This is a genomic window from Clostridium subterminale, assembly GCF_039521425.1.
GTDB classification, from domain to species: domain Bacteria; phylum Bacillota; class Clostridia; order Clostridiales; family Clostridiaceae; genus Clostridium_J; species Clostridium_J subterminale.
In genome coordinates this window covers 395,691-417,094 of record NZ_BAAACI010000006.1, presented here as the reverse complement: position 1 = coordinate 417,094, position 21,404 = coordinate 395,691, and the positions used below count along the sequence as shown (strand labels likewise).

General features: G+C 28.8%; 20 protein-coding genes, 2 riboswitches and 1 other annotated feature. Of the genes, 1 reads left to right on the top strand and 19 read right to left on the bottom strand.

What is annotated here, in order from left to right:
• Nucleotides 1-359: 359 nt before the first annotated feature.
• The 10 genes from thiD to serS form a co-directional block, all read right to left on the bottom strand.
• Nucleotides 360-1,139, bottom strand: coding sequence for a bifunctional hydroxymethylpyrimidine kinase/phosphomethylpyrimidine kinase (gene thiD / locus ABDZ93_RS10890; protein WP_343826307.1), 780 nt, complete (start codon nucleotides 1,137-1,139; stop codon nucleotides 360-362).
• A gap of 83 nt (nucleotides 1,140-1,222) precedes the next feature.
• Complete coding sequence (thiE, locus tag ABDZ93_RS10885) at nucleotides 1,223-1,864, bottom strand: thiamine phosphate synthase (protein WP_343826305.1); 642 nt, start codon at nucleotides 1,862-1,864, stop codon at nucleotides 1,223-1,225.
• Between the two features lie 73 nt (nucleotides 1,865-1,937).
• Nucleotides 1,938-2,047, bottom strand: a riboswitch (TPP riboswitch).
• Nucleotides 2,048-2,296: 249 nt separating this feature from the next.
• Nucleotides 2,297-2,758, bottom strand: a complete 462-nt coding sequence (ribH, locus tag ABDZ93_RS10880; RefSeq protein WP_343826303.1) for a 6,7-dimethyl-8-ribityllumazine synthase — start codon at nucleotides 2,756-2,758, stop codon at nucleotides 2,297-2,299.
• A 251-nt stretch (nucleotides 2,759-3,009) separates the two neighbouring features.
• Nucleotides 3,010-4,212 carry a bifunctional 3,4-dihydroxy-2-butanone-4-phosphate synthase/GTP cyclohydrolase II gene (locus ABDZ93_RS10875; RefSeq protein WP_343826301.1) on the bottom strand — a complete coding sequence of 401 codons (1,203 nt, stop codon included), beginning with the start codon at nucleotides 4,210-4,212 and terminating at the stop codon, nucleotides 3,010-3,012.
• 26 nt (nucleotides 4,213-4,238) lie between these two features.
• Complete coding sequence (locus tag ABDZ93_RS10870) at nucleotides 4,239-4,895, bottom strand: riboflavin synthase (protein WP_343826992.1); 657 nt, start codon at nucleotides 4,893-4,895, stop codon at nucleotides 4,239-4,241.
• On the bottom strand, nucleotides 4,880-5,989 hold the full coding sequence (ribD, locus tag ABDZ93_RS10865; RefSeq protein WP_343826299.1) for a bifunctional diaminohydroxyphosphoribosylaminopyrimidine deaminase/5-amino-6-(5-phosphoribosylamino)uracil reductase RibD: 1,110 nt from the start codon (nucleotides 5,987-5,989) through the stop codon (nucleotides 4,880-4,882). The genes ABDZ93_RS10870 and ribD overlap by 16 nt, the downstream gene beginning before the upstream one ends.
• Nucleotides 5,990-6,216: 227 nt before the next feature.
• Nucleotides 6,217-6,332, bottom strand: a riboswitch (FMN riboswitch).
• Between the two features lie 193 nt (nucleotides 6,333-6,525).
• On the bottom strand, nucleotides 6,526-6,756 hold the full coding sequence (locus tag ABDZ93_RS10860) for a hypothetical protein (protein ID WP_343826297.1): 231 nt from the start codon (nucleotides 6,754-6,756) through the stop codon (nucleotides 6,526-6,528).
• Between the two features lie 409 nt (nucleotides 6,757-7,165).
• Nucleotides 7,166-8,044 (bottom strand): GNAT family N-acetyltransferase, encoded by an 879-nt coding sequence (locus ABDZ93_RS10855; RefSeq protein WP_343826295.1) that lies wholly within the window; start codon nucleotides 8,042-8,044, stop codon nucleotides 7,166-7,168.
• 115 nt (nucleotides 8,045-8,159) lie between these two features.
• Nucleotides 8,160-8,660 carry a P-loop NTPase family protein gene (locus ABDZ93_RS10850; RefSeq protein WP_343826293.1) on the bottom strand — a complete coding sequence of 167 codons (501 nt, stop codon included), beginning with the start codon at nucleotides 8,658-8,660 and terminating at the stop codon, nucleotides 8,160-8,162.
• Nucleotides 8,661-8,915: 255 nt separating this feature from the next.
• Complete coding sequence (serS, locus tag ABDZ93_RS10845; RefSeq protein ID WP_343826291.1) at nucleotides 8,916-10,196, bottom strand: serine--tRNA ligase; 1,281 nt, start codon at nucleotides 10,194-10,196, stop codon at nucleotides 8,916-8,918.
• Nucleotides 10,197-10,274: 78 nt separating this feature from the next.
• Nucleotides 10,275-10,474, bottom strand: a binding site (T-box leader).
• Between the two features lie 361 nt (nucleotides 10,475-10,835).
• Here serS and ABDZ93_RS10840 point away from each other — a divergent pair.
• Nucleotides 10,836-12,260, top strand: coding sequence for a bifunctional metallophosphatase/5'-nucleotidase (locus ABDZ93_RS10840; protein ID WP_343826289.1), 1,425 nt, complete (start codon nucleotides 10,836-10,838; stop codon nucleotides 12,258-12,260).
• A gap of 70 nt (nucleotides 12,261-12,330) precedes the next feature.
• On the opposite strand, the gene ABDZ93_RS10835 is transcribed toward ABDZ93_RS10840, so the two are convergent.
• The 9 genes from ABDZ93_RS10835 to istB all read right to left on the bottom strand — a co-directional run bounded on the left by ABDZ93_RS10835 (nucleotide 12,331) and on the right by istB (nucleotide 21,362).
• A complete protein-coding gene (locus tag ABDZ93_RS10835; protein WP_343826287.1) occupies nucleotides 12,331-13,188 on the bottom strand; it encodes a nitroreductase family protein in 858 nt (285 codons plus the stop codon).
• A gap of 590 nt (nucleotides 13,189-13,778) precedes the next feature.
• Nucleotides 13,779-15,215: a polysaccharide deacetylase family protein gene (locus ABDZ93_RS10830; protein ID WP_343826285.1), complete on the bottom strand. Its 1,437-nt coding sequence runs from the start codon at nucleotides 15,213-15,215 to the stop codon at nucleotides 13,779-13,781.
• Nucleotides 15,216-15,232: 17 nt separating this feature from the next.
• Entirely contained in the window at nucleotides 15,233-16,231 is a 999-nt protein-coding gene (locus ABDZ93_RS10825) for a GNAT family N-acetyltransferase (protein WP_343826282.1), read from the bottom strand.
• Between the two features lie 712 nt (nucleotides 16,232-16,943).
• Nucleotides 16,944-17,087 (bottom strand): hypothetical protein, encoded by a 144-nt coding sequence (locus ABDZ93_RS10820; protein ID WP_343826280.1) that lies wholly within the window; start codon nucleotides 17,085-17,087, stop codon nucleotides 16,944-16,946.
• 98 nt (nucleotides 17,088-17,185) lie between these two features.
• The gene (locus ABDZ93_RS10815) at nucleotides 17,186-17,434 is read right to left on the bottom strand and encodes a glycosyltransferase (protein ID WP_343826278.1); all 249 of its coding nucleotides are present in this window, start codon (nucleotides 17,432-17,434) and stop codon (nucleotides 17,186-17,188) included.
• A gap of 104 nt (nucleotides 17,435-17,538) precedes the next feature.
• Nucleotides 17,539-18,903 (bottom strand): glycosyltransferase, encoded by a 1,365-nt coding sequence (locus tag ABDZ93_RS10810; protein WP_343826276.1) that lies wholly within the window; start codon nucleotides 18,901-18,903, stop codon nucleotides 17,539-17,541.
• Between the two features lie 38 nt (nucleotides 18,904-18,941).
• Complete coding sequence (locus ABDZ93_RS10805; protein ID WP_343826275.1) at nucleotides 18,942-19,925, bottom strand: D-glucuronyl C5-epimerase family protein; 984 nt, start codon at nucleotides 19,923-19,925, stop codon at nucleotides 18,942-18,944.
• A 231-nt stretch (nucleotides 19,926-20,156) separates the two neighbouring features.
• The gene (locus ABDZ93_RS10800) at nucleotides 20,157-20,594 is read right to left on the bottom strand and encodes a hypothetical protein (RefSeq protein WP_343826271.1); all 438 of its coding nucleotides are present in this window, start codon (nucleotides 20,592-20,594) and stop codon (nucleotides 20,157-20,159) included.
• 3 nt (nucleotides 20,595-20,597) lie between these two features.
• On the bottom strand, nucleotides 20,598-21,362 hold the full coding sequence (istB, locus tag ABDZ93_RS10795; RefSeq protein ID WP_343826269.1) for an IS21-like element helper ATPase IstB: 765 nt from the start codon (nucleotides 21,360-21,362) through the stop codon (nucleotides 20,598-20,600).
• Between the last annotated feature and the right edge of the window lie 42 nt (nucleotides 21,363-21,404).

Here is a 21,404-nt window from a genome sequence, read left to right as displayed (position 1 = left end):
ATATTTATTACTTTTTAATATATTTATTACTTTTTAATATATTTATTACAATTTTGTAAATTCATTATCCTAATAATACATATATTTTCTTCTTTTGTAAATACTTTTTTTGAAATTTTCAGAATTTTCTTTATATTGTTTAGTGCTTAAAAATATTCGGTATACTAATATTTCGAGAGTTATAATATTAATCCTAGCTTATACATGTAAAATTTAAATGCTATTACTTATATATATATATTAAAAAAAGAGACTATTATATTAAAATAATCTCCTTTTTCATATATTATTCATATATTTAAATCCAATATTGATTGGAATTTCTTCAAAGCAATTTAATAAGTATATACCAACTTGATTTATAAACTCCAACAATGATTAAGAGGTCCATTGCCTTTTCCAAGATTTAAATTAGCCCTTAAAGCGCCAGTTATATATTTTTTCCCCCTTGAAATACTTTCATTGATACTATAACCTGCTGCCAAATTACAAGCTATAGCAGATGATAAGGTGCAACCTGTTCCATGGGTATTTGAATTATCTATTTTTTCTTCATAATACCAAGTTATTTCTCCATCTTTATATAATAAATCGTCAGCACAACCTTCTAAGTGACCTCCTTTAATAATAATTTTTCCTTTATACTCCCTTGAAATTTTTTTAGCTGCTTCTATCATATTTTCTTTACTGAAAATTTTAAATCCACAAATACATTCTGCTTCTGGAATATTTGGAGTAATTACATCAGCTATAGGCAAAAGCTTTATAATTAAAGCTTCCATGGCATCCTCTGAAAGAAGTCTACTTCCACTAGTAGATATCATAACTGGATCAACTACAATATTTTTAGCCTTATACTCCAGTAATCTTTCTACAATTTCTTCAATAATCTCCTTAGATGATACCATCCCTATCTTAATGGCATCTGGGAAAATATCTTTCATAATGCAATGGATTTCTTTACTTAAAAACTCTCTTGGTACGTTTATAACATCATAAACTCCAGTGGTATTTTGCGCTGTTAAAGCTGTTATAGCACTCATTGCATACATTTTATGTGCCACAATAGTTTTTATATCTGCTTGTATTCCAGCTCCTCCACTGCAATCTGATCCTGCTATTGTAAGTATCTTCTTCATTACAAATCAATCCCCTCTATTCAATGTGTATATTACACAAAATATTGTGCATCTAAAATACATATCTATTTTTCCTGTGTATTCTATTGAGTTAGTATTCTTTCAGTTAACCCTAACATTTGTTTTGTGGCTACCAACACATCTTCTTTGGAAAATATAGCAGATACTAAAGCTACTCCATCTATTCCTAAACCTTTTAGGTTCATAATATTATTCTCATCTATGCCTCCAATAGCTACTACTGGTATAGATACAGCTTTGCATATATTTTTAATGGTTTCAAAAGTTATCACTCTAGTATCTAATTTAGTTGAAGTGGAAAAAGCTGCTCCAACTCCAATGTAGCTTGCCCCATCTTTCTCTGCTTTAATAGCTTGCTCCACAGTTTTTGCTGTAACTCCTAAAATTTTATCTTTACCTATTAATTTTCTTACTTCTGCTCCATCCATATCACCTTGACCTATATGAACCCCGGAAGCATCAATCTTTATAGCTATTTCTACATTATCATTAATAATTAAAGGAATATTATATTTATCTGTAATTTTCTTTATGTCTTTTCCTTCTGTAAGAAATTCATTATAGGCTAATTGCTTTTCTCTTAGCTGAATTAATGTAGCTCCACCTTGTAAAGTTTTTTCTATTTCTTTGGTAAATGACTTTCCATTTAACCAACTTCTATCAGTTACCACATATAACTTCATTTGATTTTTACTAATACTCATTTTATACACTTCCTTAACATAATTTTCGTAGAATCTAAAAAAATATGGGACATACCAAATAGCATGCCCCATTAATATTCTTAATGTAATTCCCTACGTTGGCATTATCCAAATCAGGTTATAGGTCGAAGCTACCTTTTGCTTCCTCTCAGCCTGTTGTTACAAGCTCCCTAAATATTCAATTTTCTTAAAGCATAGCATTGATTACATCTATTGTCAATTTTCTCCGAATTATATGTAATTTAATTACACTGTTTAAATGCGAAATCACCTAAAACCTGCATGAACAGAACAACTATTTAAATAGTTTTATATTTAAATAGTTTTATATTTAAATATAAAAATATATAACTATTTATACATTTTTATAGGGAAAATTGTATTATATAGTATGCTTAGATGCTTATTATCTTTGCACTATTAAATTTTATATTAAAAATTCTTTAATAAATTTGCCATTTCTATAGCTGTTACTGCTGCATCATAACCTTTATTACCTGCTTTAGTCCCAGCTCTTTCTATAGCTTGCTCTATAGTATCTGTTGTTAGAACCCCGAAAATAACCGGTTTCTCTGTGCTAAGGGATACTGATGCTATTCCCTTTGAAGCTTCAGCACAAACATAATCAAAATGTGGTGTAGAGCCCTTAATAACTGCTCCAAGGCATATAATTGCATCATAATTTTCATTTTGAGCCATCTTCTTTGCTACTAATGGTAATTCAAAAGCTCCTGGTACCCATGCCACTTCAATACTGTCTTCTTCTACTCCATGTCTTTTAAGTCCATCAATGGCTCCACCTAAAAGTTTAGATACAATAAACTCATTAAATCTTCCTACTACTATTCCAACTCTTAATCCTTGTGCAACTAAATTTCCTTCAAATATTTTCATCATTATTCCTCCTAAATTATATTTTAATTTATAACTAAATCATAGATTTAGAGTCTTATATGAGGCTTCGCTCATATTAATTTCAAAATGAAACTCCTTCTCATATGCATTCGAATGAGTAAGTGCGACTAACTAAATCATAGATTTAGAGTCTAATATGAGACTTCACTCATACTAATCTCAAAATTAAACTCCTTCTCATATGCATTCGAATGAGTAAGTGCGACTAGCTAAATCATAGATTTAGAGTCTTACTTATAGTTAAGCATGTGCTCCATTTTATTTTGTTTAGTTTTTAAATAAAATTCATTATCCTTATTATAATTAATTTGGATTGGCACTCTTTCTACTACCTCAATATCATATCCATCTAACCCTTTAATTTTCTTTGGATTATTAGTCATAAGTCTAAGTTTTTTAGCTCCTAGTTCTTTCAGCATTTGAGCTCCTATTCCATAATCTCTAAGATCTGCTGGAAATCCAAGTTTAATGTTTGCCTCTACTGTATCATATCCATGGTCTTGTAAATCGTATGCTTTTAATTTATTTATAAGCCCTATGCCTCTTCCCTCTTGCCTCATATATAAAAGTATTCCACAGCCTTCTTCTTCAATTCTTCTTAAAGCTTCTGCTAATTGTTCTCCACAATCACATCTATTAGAGCCAAGGACATCTCCAGTTAGACATTCAGAGTGCAGTCTTGTTAAAATTGGTTTATTCTCATCAATTTCTCCTTTAACTAATGCCACATGATGTTCACCATTTAATTTATTTATAAAACCATACATCTTAAAATTTCCATATTTTGTAGGCATGTCTACCTCTGCTGCCTTTTCTATTAGTACTTCTGTCTTTCTCCTGTACCTAACTAAATCTGCTATAGTAATTACTTTAATATTATGTAGTTTACCGAATTCTAAAAGTTCCTCAGTTCTAGCCATAGTTCCATCTTCACTCATAATTTCACAAATTACTCCCGCTGGCTTTAACCCTGCCATTTTTGATAAATCTACCGCCGCTTCAGTGTGCCCTACTCTTTTTAATACGCCACCCTCTCTAGCTTCTAAAGGAAATACATGACCTGGTTTTCTAAAGTCTTTTGCTATGCTATCTCCATCTAAAATCTTCTGAATAGTTAAAGCTCTCTCGTGTGCAGATATTCCTGTAGTGGTCCCAATATGATCCACAGATACTGTAAATGCAGTTTCATGATTATCTGTATTTTTTTCAACCATAGGTTCTATTTTTAAATCTCTAAGTCTTTCTCCTTCCAATGGCATACATATAAGCCCTCTTCCAAACTTAGCCATAAAGTTTATAGCTTCTGGGGTAACCTTTTCAGCAGCCATTAATAAATCTCCCTCATTTTCTCTATCTGGGTCATCAATAACTATAACCATCTTTCCTTCTTTAATATCCTTAATTGCTTCTTCAATAGTATAAAATTCTAACATTTTTAACCCTCCCTATTTTATTTAACTTAAAAGAATCCATTTTCTTTAAGAAATTCTTCACTAATGGAATTTTTATTCTCTACTTTTTTACTATCTTTAAATGTTAAAAGCTTTTCTACATATTTCCCTATAACATCACACTCAAGATTCACTGTATCTTCATTAGTTTTAGATAATAATATTGTTTCTTTTCCAGTGTGTGGAATTATGGAAACTTTAAATACCTTATCATCTACATATGCTACAGTAAGACTTATTCCATCTATGGCTATGGAGCCTTTTTCAACTACATACTGTAAAATACTTTCCTTAGCCTCTATGGTAACCCATACTGCGTTATCTTCCTTTTCTAAAGAAATTATTCTCCCAACACCATCTATATGCCCACTTACTATATGCCCTCCAAATCTACCTTTAGCACTTAAGGCTCTTTCTAAATTCACTTTACTTCCAACCTTTAATCCACCTAAATTACTTCTTCTTAAGGTTTCAGCCATAACATCAGCATCAAATACATTTCCATATATATTTGTTACTGTTAAGCACACTCCATTGGTACAAATGCTATCTCCTAACTTTATATCCTCAATAACTTTATTAGCCTTAATTGAAAGTATAGAGGATTTCTCTCTCTTTTTTAGTCCTCTAATTTCTCCTACCTCTTCAACTATTCCTGTAAACAAGGTATCCATCTCTCCTTCATGTATCCTTCTATTAAAATATCTTCTCCTATAGTAACTACTGTTATACTCTCTATTCCATAGGCTTCTTCTAGATTTGTTATTCCCATCCCCTCTACTGGGGTCTTGGACCTTTCTCCTCCAATAAATTTAGGTGCAATATACATTTGAACTTTATCTACTATCCCAGCCTTTAGAGCTTCAAAGTTCAAGGTTCCCCCTCCCTCAAGAAGAATACTATCAATGTTCATTTCACCTAAAGTTTCCATTAACTTCTCCAAATTAACTTTTCCCTCTTTAGATGGAATAACTACTACCTCTACACCACTCTCAGTATAAATAGATATTTTTTCTTTTGTAGCTTTTTCCGTAGTTACTATAATAGTTCTTGCCTTCCTATCCGCTATAACTTTAGAATTTAAAGGAATTCTAAGAGAGCTATCCAAAATTATTCTTATAGGATTTTTCCCTCCCGGTACTCTACAAGTTAATTCCGGATCATCTTTTATAACGGTATTTGATCCAACCATTATTCCCATAAGATTATGTCTCAAGTTATGAACATTTTTTCTTGAGGCTTCTCCAGTTATCCACTTTGACTCCCCATATTGAGTAGCTAGCTTACCATCTAGTGACATGGCAGTTTTCATAATTACAAAGGGTTTCTTTGTAGAAATATACTTCATAAATATTTCATTTAAAGCAATACACTCCTTTTCCAAAACTCCTATATCTACAACTATTCCAGAGTCTCTAAGCTTTTTAACTCCTCTACCCGCCACTAATGGGTTTGGATCTAAAGAACCAATTACCACTCTTTTAATCTTTTTCTCTATGATTTTATCTACGCAAGGTGGTGTTTTCCCATGATGAGAACAAGGCTCTAAGGTCACATAAAGAGTTGCTCCACAGATATCCTCTTTAGCATCTTTAAAGGCATTAACCTCCGCATGATTATGTCCATAGACCTGATGATAACCTTCACCAATAATAGTTCCATTATTAACAATTACAGCACCTACCATTGGATTAGGATTAACCTTTCCCCTTCCCTTCTCTGCTAATGTCAAAGCCAATCTCATATAATTTTCATCCATAAAATCACATCCTTATTTAAATAAAATAAAAGCCCCAAGTATAGTACCCTGGGGCTAAATTTTTATTCATACATTATAGTAAAATTTAGTTTATATTATAATTTTCATATTAAAAATATAATACTTATTATAAAATAAAAAATCTCTGAAATATTATAAATACTTCAGAGCACATAAACTAAAAATTATAGTTATACAAAATAACTATAGTAATTACTATACTTACAAATAATTTTCTCACATCCAGACTTTACTGTCGGCCTTGGAATCTCACCAAGTCATGCCAAATTGGCTCGCGGGCTATACCGCCGGTAGGGAATTTCACCCTGCCCCGAAAATTTTCTTATTAACTTATCAAAGTAATAATATCATCTTCCAAAAATAATTTCAATATATTCTTACAAATCTTCTTAATTAACATTTTATAAACAATAATTAATTTTATTTACCCAATAATATTTCTCAGAAAATAAACCAGAGACATTATGATATCTCTGGCTTATTTTATTAAGTAGTTTGTTATTTAATTTAAAGTACTACATATTTAGTAAATTTATTATTTCTTGAACAGCTTGCTTAGCTTCTCTAGGTAATCTTTCTATTGCTGCGTCTTGAGCCTTTGGATCGTTTATTTGGGCTATTCTCATTATCTCTTGTTGTAGCCCTGGTATATTATTTACTACATTTGAAGCATTATTAAATCTAGTTGCAAAATTAGGGTCCTTCATTTTTCCCTTAATCTTTGTTATTAACTCATAAGGATTCATTAAACTTTCCTCCCACCATCGAAATAATTCATTATAATTACATAATATTCAATAGTAGCTTAAAAGTTCTTATTTTTACTTATAACTTAATTTAGGCATCTGAAAATAAATAATAAGTCAAAGATGAAAAGTATATTTTGAGTTAGACAAGGAAACAGGTTCCGCAGATAGTAGCACTATCTAAGGGTTCTGTTGACGCAGTATAAACAGAGTTCTTTGCTTCAGAGGGGGTTTTTACTCCCACTGAAGGTTAGAAATCGTTATCTAGGGACGTAGCCGCTCTTTACTCCCACTTTGAAGAAGATGGGAGTATTAGAGCGGGTAGTCATCAGATAACACAAAATAGACGAACATTCTGACTTATTTATTTTTTGAAGATGCCTTATCTAATATAAAATTCTATATATTTTTACGTACAGGATGTAATAGGAAATAACCATTCCTTTAATAAATTCTTTCCTTTTAAAATAAAAAGTGCCTCATCATCATTCTTCAAAGTTCCTTCAATAGGCTTATACTTATGGGTATTAGGTATGAAGTGAAATTGAACTTTTTCTTCTTCTTTAAATATACTTTCTATTAGACAATCAACCTCTATTAATTTATTGCTTATAATATCATATATATGAAGTGTTTCTTCTTCTCTTCTTAAAATTATAATGGTATCCCTCTCTGGAATATAATACAAATCATCCTTAAACTCATATAAACAGTACACTAAAAGTGGCCATTTATCATTAATAGCCCCTAATTTCTTAGATGTAGGAAACCTGTTTGCAGTGAGTATATTTATAAGTTCTTTATGATTTTCATTACTTATATCAAGCTTTTCTATAGTAGATATCTTCTTATTTATGTATTTGCCATCTATTATATATGTTTTCTCTAAAGTTCTTTCAAAGCCAAATTTAGGATAAAAATCTAACACAGTATTATTCGCAAAAAGATAAATTAAATCATAGTTCTTTTCATATTTATCTATAACATATTTCATCAAAATTGCACATAATCCTCTATTTCTGAAGTTTTCATCAGTCATAACAGTTCCAATTTGAATAGCTTTTTTTAATTCTCCCTCTATTACAAATTCAAATTTATTTATAGATATATTTGAAACAACTTGGTCTTCATCTATAATAGCATATGGTATATATCCGCTTTTTAAATATCCTTTTTTATACCAATCTTCAAAATCTAATCCAAAGGTCTTATATGCTAGATTATTAAAGCTTTTTCTATATTGCTCTTTATCCAAGAAATTACCTACTATGGTGACTTGCGTATTCATAATCCTATCTCCTATTCCATAGTTTATTTAATATTTATATAACTCTTTTCTAATACTCCATAGACTCTTATATGTGTTAAATCTATAATCTTCATAATATCACCTTTCATAATTATTAAATACTTATTTCTTTTAATATACCCCTAGCACTTTTAGAAATCATTATTTTATTTCTATACAGCTCTATATCCTTCAAAAGTTTGTCTTTATCTTTTTCATATCCATTACTCCATTTATACATTTTTTTCAGCATATTTACTGTAGGTTTGTAATTTGCCCTCTCCATCTTTAAATTTTGAAATATCCACCTTTTTAAAATGCGATACTTTTTCCTTTTAGCTGGAGTATCAAGCAAAATAATTAAATCAGCTGCTTCGAATCCAAAGTCAAAATATTCCCTTCTAACTCCTTCAATAATCCATTTATCCTCGTTTAAAATCTTATGAAATTCTAAATTTCTTTCTTCTACTGTTCTCTTTCTATCTACATTTTTACTTCTTATATGAACTACATTGTCTAGCTCATACCAAGGAATATTTAGTTTCTTAGACATTCTCCTAGCCATAGTGGTTTTACCACTGGCTACCGAACCTATTATATACTTTTGAAACTTCATTAATGTGCATATGATTATACATCCTAACTAATATATTTTACTTTAATAATTTCTACTATTACCTATTTTAACTAGTATTACTAAACGCTCATTTCACATAAATATTGTATTAGATTTCAAATTAATTCTTATTTAAATATTACAATAAAATATATTCCATAAATACTATTAGAATCCTTTAAATATAATTAGGTTTATAAAAAAAACACTAACCCCATTTAAAGATTAGTGTTTTTTTATTTGATAAGATATATTTTATAAAGTTAATTTATCTTTTCCTGTCCACTTTCTTAATACCTCAGGCACTATAACACTTCCGTCAGCTTGCTGATACTGTTCTAGTATAGCTGGTAATAATCTACTTGTAGCTAGCCCTGATGCATTTAAGGTATTTAGATATTCTACCTTATTACCATCTTCTCTTCTAAATCTTATCATGCCTCTTCTTGCTTGATAATCTCTTGCATTAGAAGCTGAACTTATCTCTTTATATTCATTCATGCTTGGTATCCAAACTTCTATATCGTAAGTCTTTGCCATAGATGCGCTACAGTCTTTAGCTGCCAGCTTTACTAGCCTATAATGCAATCCTAACCCTTTTACCAAAGCTTCAGCCTTTTGAATTAATTCTTCTAGTGCTTTATCTGAATCCTCTGGCTTTGTATATTGGAACATTTCTATTTTATTAAATTGATGTCCCCTTATCATACCTCTTTCAGATTTTCTATAACTTCCAGCTTCAACACGATAGCAAGGAGTATATGCAAATAATTTCTTAGGCAATTCTTCTTCTTTTAAAATCTCTCCTCTATAAAGGTTAATTAAAGCAGTTTCTGCTGTAGGAAGCATAAATTGCATATTTTCTTTATCTTTTTTATCTCCAACTGTGAATACTTCATCAATGAATTTAGGAAACTGTCCTGCTGAAAGACCACATTGATAGTTTAATATATGTGGAGGTAAGATAAATTCATATCCATCTTTTGTATGCTCTTCTATAAAGTAATTAAGTAGAGCCCATTCTAACATAGCTCCTACACCTTTATATATCCAAAAACCATTGCCTCCAAGCTTAACTCCTCTTTCATAATCAATAAGATCATGGACTTTCGCAAGTTCTACATGGTCTTTAATTTGGAAATCGAAATTAGGCTTTTCTCCAAATTCTCTAACTACCTTGTTATTTTCTTTTCCACCTGCTACTACATCCTCATCAGGTATATTCGGAAGGCTTTCCATAAATATATTAATCTTTTCTTCTATCTCTTGAAGTTTTTCATCATACTCTTTTATTTCCCTACTAACTACTTTCATCTCTTCATATAAAGCTTCTACATTCTCACCTCTCTTTTTAAGAATAGGGATTTCTTTAGAAACCTTATTTTTCTTACTTTTAAGTTCTTCTACTTGAATTAATGTTTTTCTTCTCTCTTCATCCCATTGTAGAAGTTCTGAAAAATCTACACCGTCCATTCTCTTTGAAAGAGCAGCCTTAACCTTCTCAGGATTTTTTCTAATTAAATAAATATCTATCATTTTTATTCCTCCTCAATGAAATTTTTAATACTAAATCTTTTTATTTTACTATAAATTAAAAACTCCCGCCTCTATAAATATAGAGACGAGAGCTATTATATCCCGTGGTACCACTCTAGTTGTCACCTTAGTGACCTCTTTACTGTGCTTTAAGGAGCACCTTCCTCTGATTCATCATCAGTAACTCCGAAGTGGAAAGACTATGTAATGTACTGATTTACACCTACCATCAGCTCTCTAAAACATTACAATAGTCGTAGTTTCATCATTGTTATTTTGTATTTAATATATATTAACCATTATATTAACACTTTATTCTTAGGATGTAAATATTTTAAAAACTAATTCTAATAAATTTAGTTAATCATTAATATGTACTTCAAGTTAATACTTATTTCTTCTCTTTTCTTTTTACTTATATTTTTTCAATATCACATTTTTATTTTTCATAAGATAATACTAAATATGTTATAATTGTTTAAATAAAATAATTATGTGGTTTTAGCTATTTTTATAAATACATAATTAATTTTAAGATAATATACAGAGGTGCAAAATGAAAAAACTAAAGATATACTTTACATCAGATCTACACGGATATGTATATCCTACAGATTATAGAGATGATAATGAAAAAATATGGGCATATTGAATATAATTAATCAATTTAATAAAGATGGAAATACATTAATTATAGACGGTGGAGATACAATTCAAGGTTCTCCATTTACTAATTATCTAAGTAATAGTGAATTTGATATACACCCACTAGCTACTATAATGAATGAGGGTCAATATGATTATGTAACTCTTGGTAATCATGATTTTAATTATGGTTATAACTATTTGAAAAAATACCTTAATAATCTAAATGGAAAATGTATATGTACTAATGTAGATAACAAAGCAAATGAATTATCTATTTTACCTTATGATATTAAAACTATGGAAAATGGCTTAAAGGTAGGAATGATTGGATTTACTACTGATTTTATAAATAGATGGGAAAGACCTAGCAATATTGAGAACTTCACCATATCTGATACTTTTAACACCGTAAAAAAATATTATGAAGAATTAAAAAATCAATGCGATTTATTAATCGGAATTTATCATGGTGGATTTGAAAATGATTTGGAATCTCATGAAAAATTAAGTGATACAAGTGAAAATATAGCCTATAAACTCTGTAAAGAATTTGATTTTCACATTCTTCTAACTGGACATCAACATATGGAAATTCCAGGGCATTATCTCCATAATACCTATATAGCTCAAACTCCACCTAATGGCACAAAGTTTTTAGAGCTTAACCTAGAACTTCACGAAGATTTAAGCTTATATATAAATTCATCCTTAAGAAATGTTGAACTTAATCCTAACAACGCTATGTATGATAAATTCTTAAGTCTAGAAAACCAAGTTCAGAAATGGCTAGATACTCCAGTTGGATTTTTAGATGTAGAACTTCAACCTAGTACTCATATAGATATGGCTGTGAATGGTTCCTATTTAGCTAATTTTATAAATCAAGTTCAATTAGATGCCAGCGGTGCAGATATTTCAGTTACTTCCTTTGCTAACTCTATAAAAGGTTTTAACAAAGACGTAACGGTAAGGGATATAACTTCTACTTATATGTTTCCAAATACCTTATCCATTCTTGAAGTAGATGGAAAAACTTTAAAACTTGCCCTTGAAAGATGTGCTAGTTACTTTGAATCTGCAGATGATAAATTACAAGTTTCTAATCGTTTCTTAAAGCCTAAGATAGAACACTATAACTACGACTATTTTGCAAATTTAAATTATACCTTTGACTTAACTAAAGAAGTAGGTAATCGTGTTAGTTCAATAAAATTTAAAGGAAAAGAAGTTAATGATAAACTTGCTCTTGCCATGAATAACTATAGAGCAACTGGGGCTGGTGGCTATGACTTCTATAGAGATTGTAAAGTAGTAGGTGAAGTTTTAAAGGAAATGCCTGACATTATAATTGACTATTTCATAGGTCATAAACAAGTTATAGTTGATAAAAATCAATATTTAACTATTATCAAATAATTTATAAAGAAGAGTATATAAGATTGTATAACAACAACTTTATATACTCTTCTAATTTTTATAAATTAAACTATTCCTTTATCCACGTTATAATATATTTTAAATCTACAGGTGTTGAAGGTAATTCAGGATTACTATCTATAAATCTTCCATCTACACCATGCTCTTTACATGTTAGCTCAAAGTGACACATGGCTATTCCTATATCTATTCTGTGGTTATCCCTCCCTGTATCCTTAGAATGACTGCTATATTTTTCTTCTTTATAAAAATGAAACTTATTTTCATCTTTTATAATTCGCCATGGCTGTTTATTTATAGCTGATGGTGCTAACCTTACGTTTTCTAAGGCCTCCTCAATAATTCCAAGCTCCTTATTTATAGGAATTGGTTCTGTAAAGTTCTTTAATTTAAATAATTCACTCCAATCCTTTCTTCTACCTGACCTTCCTTGAAATTTAATAATCCTCTCTATAAAACTCTTCTTATCAGCCCTATAACCTATAGGAGATATAGCTGCAAAAATTTCATTTTCCTTTACATCCATTACCTTGCTAAATTCACTCTTTTTAAAGGTACCAGCAATCCAGCAAGTTCCTAACCCTAGGCTAGTAGCATAAAGAATAATTTCTTCCATCTCATAGCCTAGTTCCTCTAAATCCATATATCCTGCTTCTACAGCAACCCCTATGTAGGTTGAAGCTCCCTTTATAATGCCATAGGTACCAAGTTTTCCTCCATTAATTTCTTCTTTAGAATTTATAATTTTAAATTTTACCTTAGCCTTAAATGGCCCCTCTATATCTGAAATGAATTTATTTAATTTAATAAGTATATCTTTATTTATAGAAGTATTATCATAGGTTCTTATAGAAGTTCTAGTTTTTACCAACTCTGTAATTGATTTATTGTACTTTATATTATCCATACTTTTCTCCAATCTTTATATCTATATAGCTTTATATAATTATATTAAAAAAACAAATTATATTTACTAGATTAACTTATATTTTAAACTTGTATCAATATATAATCCTTAAATAATAAAATTATTCATCTTTTTTATATTAATATTGTTGCTACTCAGCTATCATAAAAATCCTTCTTTAACAAAAAAGTATTTTTCACTTTTTTGTCGAATATAATTACTAGAGAAACTAAATTTTAAGGATTGATGGTGAATATTAATGAAAGAGTCTAAAATTATTGAACGCTATAATGAGACATCTGAAATCATTACATTGATGAAAGAATTAAAAGAAGTAAGTATAGATTGTTATCTCAAATTAGCCAATTAAATCAAGAAATACAAGCTCTTAGAGAAGTAAATCTTAGGTTAAACTCACAATGCAGAATTAGAAGCTAAGATTAAAAAACAGCAAAAATAGTAGTAAACCACCATCAACTGATAATCATAAAAGCCTCCACTTGTGTTGTATTCAATTGACGTGGGGTCTATAGACCATTTTCTTATAATAACATAGGTATTCCACTTGTGGAATGCCTGAGTAGTAACCTTCATTTTATGCAACTTATTAAATCTTTGCCTGATACTCCTAGTCCATTCTCACTGTAAACATATTTTAAAACTTCTTGATATACATACTTCCATTGGCTCCATTTAGATGTATTATCAAAGGATGAATTATGCCATAATAAAGTAAAAACTCCATTAACATCCTTAACCCTATCAATTAATTCCTTGGCATATAAAAGTCCTTCTTCTGGGTTTAAGCCCATATACTCTTTTTCTGCTAATGTACCATCCATCAATATTAATGGTATTTCATAAATATCTATGATTTTATTACTTATTAAATCATAAGGCTTAAAGGGACTGCAAATCCCACCCCTAAACCCAGCTACTTGAGCATATCCTAATGTAGTATCATAAGTAATTTTATTGTTTTCTTGAACCCTCCATGTATATGGAACTTTAAAACGTAAATAATGCTGCCTAATTCCACAAATTTTATTAATCTTACTAAGTAACTTTATTTCTTTATTTAATGTGCTAACATTATTGTAAGAGTTATAACTTCCATGTAGTCCAATTTCGCTATTACATTCCTTTATATCCTTGAAAATTGGTTCTAATTTTTTATTAGTAATCTTATATATGTTATCATGCTTGGTTTGACCACCAGCCATAAAATAGTAAGAGGCCGTAAAACCATATTTTTTCTCTAAGCCTAATAAATAAGGAAATGTCCAAAATGGATCACATAGTATATCCTTATTCACACGAAAATAGTGTTTAACTCTTTCTATGGCACCTTTTATATTCTTTTCCTTAAGGATTTTAACCGCAATAATTTTAATAAACTTATCTTTATATTTAAAAATAGTATCTATATCGTGACTTAAGCAAAAAGCAAAGTCTTTATTTCCCCAAGCTTTTCTTTTCACAAGGGTTGAGTCAATTCGTTGTAGTTCTCTCCATAATAATTCTATTTGTTCATTTACTACTGGTCTATTAATAAAATCTTCTTTATAAGCTATAGACTCAGAAGGATTAAATCTATCATGAATATCTTTATCTTTTAATAAAACTTCTTCATATCTTGTTACTAAAAAGAATATATCCGAAATAATGTCAATATTTATTTTCGTGTTGCACCCTTCTCTAGAAATACCAATTTTATCTTTTGAGAATAAAGATATTATTTCTGTAATATATTTAATAGGCTCGTCCATACAATACCTATTAATCATAATTGGTGGCATTGTTTTTAAATAGTTTTTATTAAACAGTTCAGCTGAGTCCTTAATGAAAATACCTCTACAACTGCTCAACTTTTCGGGAAATTTTTCCCCATAACTAATTATAACATCCCCATCGCCACTTTTTTCATCGTATATCTCATACTTTAATCCTAAAGTAGAAAATATTAAACCGAAAACATATAATTTCTGCCTTAAAAACTCTTTATTTATGATATTTACTAAAATCATAATCCACCTCTAAAACACTATTTATTATTTAGTAATAATTTCAACCTTCTTTTTAACTTGGGAGAACTTGAAACTATAAACATTAAAGTATCCCTTAAATTAAATTTAAATGACTTACTTATAGTAAAATACTGAATTTGTTTTCCACCAAAAGGACTGAAAAATGATTCAATATCTCGGTTCATAGTGCCCTCAAAGTCAAATTTCAAATTCATTCCACCTGCTAATTCTATAGCTACTTTTAATAATAATGACGTTGCGTTAGAATTCTTATAGTTAGGATTTATACCTCCTAATAAATAATATATGCTTGTTTTATCCCATACTAAATATATTGCAGCATGTATATTTTCTTCTGCATCAACTGCATATAAAATTTTTCTACAATGTCTTTTTTTGCATTCCTCGTCAATTCTACTTAATAACTCATAACTATAAGGAATCTGCATACCTTTTCTTTCAAAGGTCATTTTATTTATTTCATAAAAGCTATGAATATCTAAATCTTCTTTAACTTTCACTAGCTTTTCCGCTTTCCTAATTATATTTTTTGTTGATGAATCTACATTGCTATAAATTTTCTCCAGATCACTTGTATCTTCTATAATATATGTGTATCTACTTGTCTGATTATATCCATTCCAATAAAATGGCAACCAATTAGTTACTGTATAATCAAAGTTTTGTGTATATTTACACAAATTACATTCTTCCAACTTTGTTATTATTTCTTTCATAACTTTCTTTTCATAGGATAATCTAGATGTATATTTTTGTTTAGGAGGATATTTGATAAATATACCGTTTTTTTGTGTCAATTTGTCCTGATAAATTTCTATTCCTTTTCTAAATCTAGTAAATGAATAAGGTAATGCAGCTAATATAGCTCCCCCCTTTTCACATAAAATTACGTCCCATCCATCGCTTTGAGATACTGCATCCAACCACCAATATTGCGAAAATATGCATATATTTTCGGCATTACAGAACTCAATGTATTTTTCTTTATTATTCATATTCATCATCCTTTATATGTATATATATTATATTTTCACCATTGCACATAGACTATCTCATTTTCAAAATTTAATTTTAATTTCCTGTTTTTTTATAAACTTCCCCTAATATTTATATATTCAATTTTATTACTTTTATTCCTTTTTTTATAAATAAATTATATCATGTTTTGATGACACGATACAATAAAACCTATAAAGTAGTAGCCATTTAGTTACATATTTAATTATTTAATTATTTAGTTATTTTTATAATATATAAAATTTATTCATGCAAAAATAATGCCTTATTGTAAAATAATTCATATATTTTACAATAAGGCATTATTATCAAATTTATATATACTAAAAAATACAAAATGCTTAAATTAGCTATGCTGTTAAATTACAGTTTAATAAAAGTGTTAAATTAATAACTTTTCTTAAAATTTAGCTTCGCATTTATCAATAGAAATATTATTCTTATTGGTTTAAAAAATATACTTAATCCTCCACCAATTATTAAATACAATACAAATAATAATGGTATAAGATGTCTTATAGCCGCTGGCTTTTTATGTTTTTGTATAACACTTACCTTCCAGAATCCATATTGAAAATATTGTTTCCATAGTTTTTGAAAAGATGCCCTTGCATAATAAGTTGATTTTCCCTTTGGCGTAAGAAGTATTTTCTTATTAGCATTTAAAACTCTTAAGTTTAATTCGTCATCTTAATTTCTTGTGAGTTCTTCATCAAATAAACCTGTTTCTTCTAAAACTTCTCTTCTATAAGCTACAAATGCTACCGTATCTACAAAAGTTTCTTTGTCAGCATACCTAAATAACGCATTTTCAACACCAAAAGGACAACTCATCGCAAGTCCTATAGCATCCCCCTTATCACTATCATTAATAGTTTCAATTGGGCCTCCACAACATCCAATCTCTTCACTTTCTAATCCTTTAACATTTTCTAATATAAAGTCTTCATGGGCAAATGAATGAGCTCCAAAATAATAACTATATCACTATCTGTGGCTCTTATACCTAGATTCATCCCTTTAGGTGCTGTAAGCTCTAAATTATCAACTAAAATAATATTGCCATATTTACTTTTGTACTCATCTATAATTTTTCTTGTATTGTCAGTAGACATTCCATCTGCTATTACAATTGTAATTAATTCTCCAGGATAACTTTGTTTTATAAATGAATCATACATTTACCAATAAGATTTTTCTCATTCCTACATGGAATAATTATTGAAACTGTTTTAGTCATTATTTCATATCCTAATTAAATTTAATAGAGATATATCCTAATTTTTTAATTAACACTATTAAATACCTCTACAAGTGACTTAGTTAAGTTTTCTCTACTAAATTCCTCACAAATTTGAGAGGCTTTAGTATTTAAAGATTTTTCATTTTTCCATAAATTATATATCTTCTCAATATATGATTTAGCTATATCTAAATCATCATATTCAACTGCTATTCCAATATTATTGTTATTAATTAAATTCCATGCTACTCCATCCTTAGGCATTACACCTAAAATTGGTCGTTCACTTAATATATAATCAAATATTTTACCACTATATACACCTTTACTTTCTTCTGTATTTAGCAATAATAATAAATTTATTGATGCAACTTTCATTTCTTTTAATATTTCACCATGAGGTACATATTCATTTATTTTTACATTATCTTTAATAATTTCGTCCTCAAATAATTTTAAATATTTTTCATGAACATATCCTGTGAAGTTTATTAATACGTCTTTTTTAAATTCAGCATTTTCTTTTATAATAATCTTTACTGCTTCTAACACCATCTCTGGACTTCTACCCTCAGTAACTATACCTGAGTAGTTAATAATGAATTTATCACTCCTAGGTAATTCTGCAATCTTATCGTTTGTATCAAACCCATTAGTAATGGTAACAAATTTTTCTTTAAATTCAGGATATCTACTTATATATTCTTTGGTTATTGATTCTGTAACATTAATTATCTTATCAGCATATGTAATAACCTCTTTTTCTAACTCTCTTTCCTTAGCTTTTCTTTTTTCATCATATCTACCATATATAAGTTCATTTCCTACCCAAGGATCTCTAAAATCAGCAATCCATGGTTTATTGATAGTCTTTTTAATTTCTAATGCGATTAAATGATCTGTGTATGGATATGAAGTTGAAAAAATCATATCTATGTTTTCATTGGTTAAGATTCTTTTTTTTATATCTTTAACTGCATGTTTATACCATCTAACCTTACTATCCGGAACATAGTAGTTATACTCTAAATATTTAAATACTTTATCTTTAATTGTATATTTAACTTCGTCTTTTGATGATTGTGTATCCTGATATTCTTCTTTTTTACCTTTATATTTATTCTTAAATTTTATTAATTTCTTTGTTTTTATAATAACTTTATTTGCATCTTCTATTTGTTTTCGTAACCAAAGTTTTTCTCCTGAATTTGATCTGTATATCTTTACACTACTAGGTACTTCTTTAATCATTTCTGTATCATATGCAAAATTATGTCCTTCCTTAACTGTGGATACTATAGGATTTACGCCATAGGATGGAAGATATTTTATGAATTTTAAACTTCTTTGGATTCCACTTCCTCCAATTGGTGGGAAAAAATAAACTATACATAATACATTTTTCATATTTACACCTCTATTAATTTTATCATTTTGTTTCAATGTTATTTTATGGAAGCCACATATTTACTATTCTTACTTACTGAAATTTTATGAATTATCTTATATCCAGTGGCAGTCCAATATTTAAAAGGATTTTTTGCAGCTTTTTCCCATCTTGTATAAATGTCTTTATATATAGGTTTTTTGGTAATATTATGCATAGCCTTTAGTTGTTCTACATGTAATTTATGATAGAATATACTTGCAATATTATTTATTTTAAATGGATATAAATCATACTTAGACCAACATATTCCCTTAATATTATATAAATATAGATTATTTTCCAAAGTTTGAAGACCTTTGTTATATAATTCTTCTACACATTTATTATTTTCAACTATATATAAATCTAATAATCCCCACAAAGAAAATATAAAACCATTAAGTACAAAGGATGGTTCCTTTGATGGATATTCTTCGTAAAAGTAATTATTATTTAGTGAAGCTAAAACTCCCCCATTTTCTACATCCTTTTCAAATGAACTTAAATATTTCATAGAACTATCTATATATCTTTTTTCTTTTGAATAACTATAATATCTAGCTAATACTGAAATAGCTTGACCTTGGGCTAGAGCTGATATCCATGGTTTTGGTAAATCATAAATATAATTATCCCATCCAATTGTTACCCCAAATATATCATCTTTAACATTTATAGTATTTTCAACAAACCAATCTGCACACTTTTTTACCACATCTATGTACTTTTCTTCATTTGTATCTGTATACATATCAAAATTACCAAGGGCATATTGTGCAATAGTTACTGGAGAATAGTGCATTTTTCCATCTATTTCCACCAATGGTATTCCTTCTTTATCTACTATACCTGGATAATTGGATTTTGGTCTTGTATCTACATAATAATCTTTTATTAATTTACCATCAGCTTTTTTATTTACCTTCATATTTGGATGCCAATAATCCTCTTTACCAAATATCATTCCACTATAAGCACTTATCATTTCTTTAATATTCATATTATCCCTCCGTATAACCTAGCTACTATATTCATCAATAATTTTATACTTACAAATTGTATAATTCGATAATATTTAATAAAAATCTATTTTTTATCACAAGTTTAACAGTAATAATTTCCCATAATAACATTTTAAACTTATTATACTACTGATAGATTTTTTTGTCTATTGTAGATTATCAACTACTTTTGACCCACTTTGTCACACAAAATTAACCCACCTTTAAAACTAATCTATTAGTTGAATATCATATCCGCTATCGCGTAGCTGATTTATATCAATGTTAATTGTTTTAGAGCTGACACTAATTTTTATGAATTTTGTGAGTTCTAAAAGTCTGTCTTGTAATAAATCTATGGTCAATGAATCCATAGGATTTGAGTAATAAACCTTTTCAGGTATTGAGGCTACAACTTTTGTAGCCTTTGCATTATTTTGTTCGCATAATTGCTCCATACTTATAAACTCTGAGCCTTCATCATGACGCAGCTCATATTTTTTTATATCTCGATTATATCTATAGTTAGTAGATTGCTTTAATAATCTGATAGTATTAGGATATTTAGCACCGTAGGTGGTAGCTAAGAATTCTTCTGATGCTTCTTTACTTTCGGTATTAAATATATGCACGAATTTTTCGAAATCTATAGTTATTTCTTTAGCCATATATTAAGCCCCCTTTGATTTTCCCTTTACTCTAAAACTATCACCTGTTATATTTATTAAGTGACAGTGATGCATTAATCTATCGAGTATTGCTGTTGCAGCTAATTTGCTAGTAAATATTTGATCCCAATTACTTAATGATACATTGGTGGTTATTATTAGAGAGTGTTTTTCGTATCGTTGGCGGATGATTTGAAAAAATATGCTCTCTTTTTCTTTATCCATTTTGAAATGTCCTAGTTCATCAATAATTAGTAAATCTATTTTTTCAAGTTTCTTAAATTTACTTTTTAAAGTACCATCTAAATAACATTTATGCAGACTTTCTATAAACTCCTGAGCAGTTGTAAATAAAACTTTATATCCACTTTGACATGCTTTCATACCTATTGCGGTAGCAATATGACTTTTACCAACACCGGGTGGACCAAGTAAAATAATATTTTCTTTATGACTTAGAAATGATAAAGTCTCTAAATCTCTAATCTTTGACTCATTTATTTTATCTGGAAATTTAAAATCAAATGAATCTAATGTACGTAAGGATTCAAATTTAGCTATTTTTATATTACGCTCAGCATTACGAGCTCTTTTCCCTGCATATTCTAACTCTAGTAATCGGCATAGAAACTCTCTGTGACCAAGGTTATTTTCAATAGCATATGCTATCTCTGATTCAAATTCTTCGCGTATATCTAACAACTTAAATTGTTTCAATAAAGTTTGAATGTGGTCTGTTGATGTGTTAATTATAGGTTTAATATTCAAATTTGACCCTCCTCATAATAAGTTAAGGCCCTGCAAGTATCT